Origin of the sequence: Paenibacillus forsythiae T98, from assembly GCF_000520735.1 — a bacterium.
Classification (GTDB): Bacteria; Bacillota; Bacilli; order Paenibacillales; family Paenibacillaceae; genus Paenibacillus_AQ; species Paenibacillus_AQ forsythiae.
The window spans coordinates 1-2,990 of sequence record NZ_ASSC01000123.1 but is presented as its reverse complement, the minus strand read 5'-3'; the positions used below and the strand labels follow the sequence as shown (position 1 = coordinate 2,990).

The following is a 2,990-nucleotide window of genomic DNA, read 5'->3' as shown; positions in this document are numbered from 1 at the left end:
TGCCCGTCGCGGTCATAGCCGATCAGCATCCGGCCAAGGCGCTGCCGCAAATCATCCAGATTATTGCACAGGCACAGCACAGCCATAATTTCGGAAGCCGTGGTGATCAGAAAGCCGCTCTCCCGGACCATCCCGTTGCCGTCGCCAAGCCCGGTTACAATGCTGCGCAGACTGCGGTCGTTCATATCCATAACGCGCTTCCATACGATCTTCTGCGGGTCGAGCCCCAGCTCATTGCCCTGGAAAATATGATTGTCAATCATGGCCGACAGCAAATTATGGGCCGACGTCACCGCATGGATATCGCCCGTAAAATGCAGGTTGATCTCGTCGGCCGGAACAATCTGCGCCTTCCCGCCGCCTGTCGCTCCGCCCTTCATGCCAAGGCAAGGGCCAAGCGACGGCTCCCGCAGCGCCGCCACCGTCTTCACGCCCGCCTTGTTCATCGCCTGCGCCAGACCGATCGTCGTCAGCGTCTTGCCTTCGCCCGCAGGCGTAGGGTTGATAGCTGTGACCAGCACCAGCTTGCCGTCGGGACGGTCCTTGATCTCATCCCACAGGGATGGAGCCAGCTTGGCCTTATATTTGCCGTACAACTCTAGATGGTCTTCATGAATTCCCGTCTCTGCCGCTACTTCCGTAATTAACCTCATGCCCGTATACTAACCCCCTGAAACATAGTATCCTCTTCCTGTCCGCCAGCCATCGAATTTTCTCAGCATGCCGCACATTAGCTTCTTATTACAGGATACAAGGTCTTGGAGAAGCGTCAAGCCTTATTTTGGAACCCGGCCTTCAGGAAGCGGGCACGCGAGGGGTCAGTCCGCAGGCTTCCGCGATCAGCTGGTACGATTTCAGCTTGTCCGAGAAGCGGTGCATAACGCTGCCGATCATCACTTCCTCGCAGCCGTACCGCTCGCAGATGTCGTGCAGCTGGTTTCTCAGCTCTTCCGGAGAGCCGACCAGCATAACCTCGCGGTTCTCCCTGACGATTTGCTTCTCATAAGGCGTATATGGATAAGACAGCGCGCGCTGGGCGGAGGGGGTTGGCGCAGAGACATGCGTCTTGTCCAGCAGAACCGCCGAGAGGTCCATGCTGGAAGCGAGCCGGTCCGCCTCCTCCGTCGTCTCTGCGCAGGCTGCGAACACGGCGACCATTCCTTTGGGCCGGAGCGACAAGGGCGACGGGCAAAAATGGCTGCGATAGACCTCCATCGCCTCTTCCCCGCCGCTCGCGTTAATAAAACGGGCAAAGGCCAGTCCCGTTCCAAGCCCGGCAGCCAACAGCGCGCTGTCCTTGCTTGAAGCGAGCAGCCAGATTTCCGGCGACGAACCGCCGGTTGGCATCGCTTGAAGACCTGCAAAGCGGTGATGCGGGTCCGCCCCCTCATTCAGATAGGCTATCAGATCCTTGATCTGCAAGGGGAAATTGCCGGGTCCGGCCTTCCCGTATTCCTGCAGGGCCCGGACGGCCATAGCCCCTCCGCCGGCTGCCCTGCCGATCCCAAGGTCGATCCGTCCGGGATGGAGGGCCTCCAGCACGCGGAAGTTCTCCGCGACCTTGTATGCGCTGTAATGCGGCAGCAGGATACCACCGGAGCCGATTCGGATGGAGGAGGTAACGGCAGCCAAATGCGCCGTGAGCACCTCCGGACTGGACCCGGCCAGGCCGGGCGAAAAATGATGCTCCGCCACCCAGAAGCGGGAATAGCCGAGCCTCTCGGCCTCCCGCGCCAGAATGACGGTCTGCGCGAGCGCCTCGGCCGGTGTGCTTCCCTCCGATACCGGCGACTGGTCCAACACACTGAGCTTAATCATAGACAAACATCCTCTCCATGAAACAGACGGCTGTCCTCCTCCCGGAAGGTTTCAGCCGTCTTTTTGTCCAATTCACTTGTGTATATATCATCTAAACGTATAGTCGTTATATTATCATAAAAACCCTCCCCGGCAAGCCGGAGAGGGCCTGAACCTGATTCTCCTGTTCCTCAGACCCGTTCGGACAACGCCAGCTTAACCAGCATGGAGGCAAGCCTGCCGCGCTCCTCTTTGCTGCCGACACTCCATAGCTCCAGAAGCAGCTTCTCCTCACTGTTGCGCGGTTCCTCATGGGTCGCCAGATAGTCAGCCACCTTCTCTGCCGCCTGAGCGAGCTGGGCCTCGCCGATACCGATTTTTCTGGCTAATTGAATCCGCTTGCTCAAGTAAGTGCGGAACGAGTCGAAGTTGCTCAAGATCTCTTCCCTCTGCCCGGGTTCGATTCGACCCAGTGTTTCCTTCACCAGTCCGATCGCCACGCCTCCGCCGTCTTTGCTCACCACATGGTTATGCTCGGACACATCGTCGTCCTCCTTTAGCGTTGATAGCGGTTTCACACTATTTAACCGGACTGGATGAAGGTGAATCAAGGTCAAACCCTATTTCGATACGGGAACAGCGTTATAGTATTCCTCCAGCGAAAGGCCTTGCTCCGTGATGCTGCGGGCTATGTCCTTGCCCACATACCGCACATGCCAAGGCTCGTACATATAGCCCGTAAAGGCTTCCTTGCCCTTCGGATAACGGATGATGAAGCCGTACTCGGGCGCATGCTGCGCCAGCCAGTCCGCCTCCTTCGTTCCGGCAAAACAGCTCTCCGCCGCGCATTTGCCGTCCGTGCCGGAAAGGTCGATCGCCAGGCCCGTCTGATGCTCGCTGTATCCGGGGATGGCGCTGTAAGTGCGCGCTTTCTGCTCCCCATCCCGCTTCACATAGGCATTGAACAGAGCCTCCTGCGTCTTCTCGGAGCGATAGGCGGAGACCCCCGCCAGGGACACGCCGTCCCGCTTCGCGCCAGCGAACATTTCCTCCAGGGCATGAGCCGCTTCCTTGCGCATCATCCGCTTCTCGATCTTCTCCTTGAAAATAAACGGAACGTCGGGATACACCAGATCGGCCGGCTTATAGTGATCGGGCAGCCCATATTGCTTGTTCACCATGACGCCGATGCT

The 2,990-nt window shown here is 58.5% G+C and carries 4 protein-coding genes; all 4 read right to left on the bottom strand.

The genetic code is table 11. The features are described 5' to 3' along the window. Nucleotides 1-653, bottom strand: a 653-nt coding sequence (locus L692_RS0104275; protein WP_025697529.1) for a formate--tetrahydrofolate ligase, incomplete at its 3' end; no start/stop codon positions are given. Nucleotides 654-795: 142 nt separating this feature from the next. Then, nucleotides 796-1,818 carry an LLM class flavin-dependent oxidoreductase gene (locus tag L692_RS0104270; protein ID WP_025697528.1) on the bottom strand — a complete coding sequence of 341 codons (1,023 nt, stop codon included), beginning with the start codon at nt 1,816-1,818 and terminating at the stop codon, nt 796-798. A 170-nt stretch (nt 1,819-1,988) separates the two neighbouring features. Beyond that, nucleotides 1,989-2,339, bottom strand: a complete 351-nt coding sequence (locus L692_RS0104265; protein ID WP_025697527.1) for a DUF3243 domain-containing protein — start codon at nt 2,337-2,339, stop codon at nt 1,989-1,991. A 78-nt stretch (nt 2,340-2,417) separates the two neighbouring features. Further along, nucleotides 2,418-2,990: M15 family metallopeptidase (locus L692_RS0104260; RefSeq protein ID WP_025697525.1), on the bottom strand; the 573-nt coding region annotated here is incomplete at its 5' end.

Coding starts and splice junctions, on each gene's coding strand:
- L692_RS0104270 (WP_025697528.1), bottom strand. CDS start 1,818: ATGATTAAGCTCAGTGTGTTGGACCAGTCGCCGGTATCGGAGGGAAGC.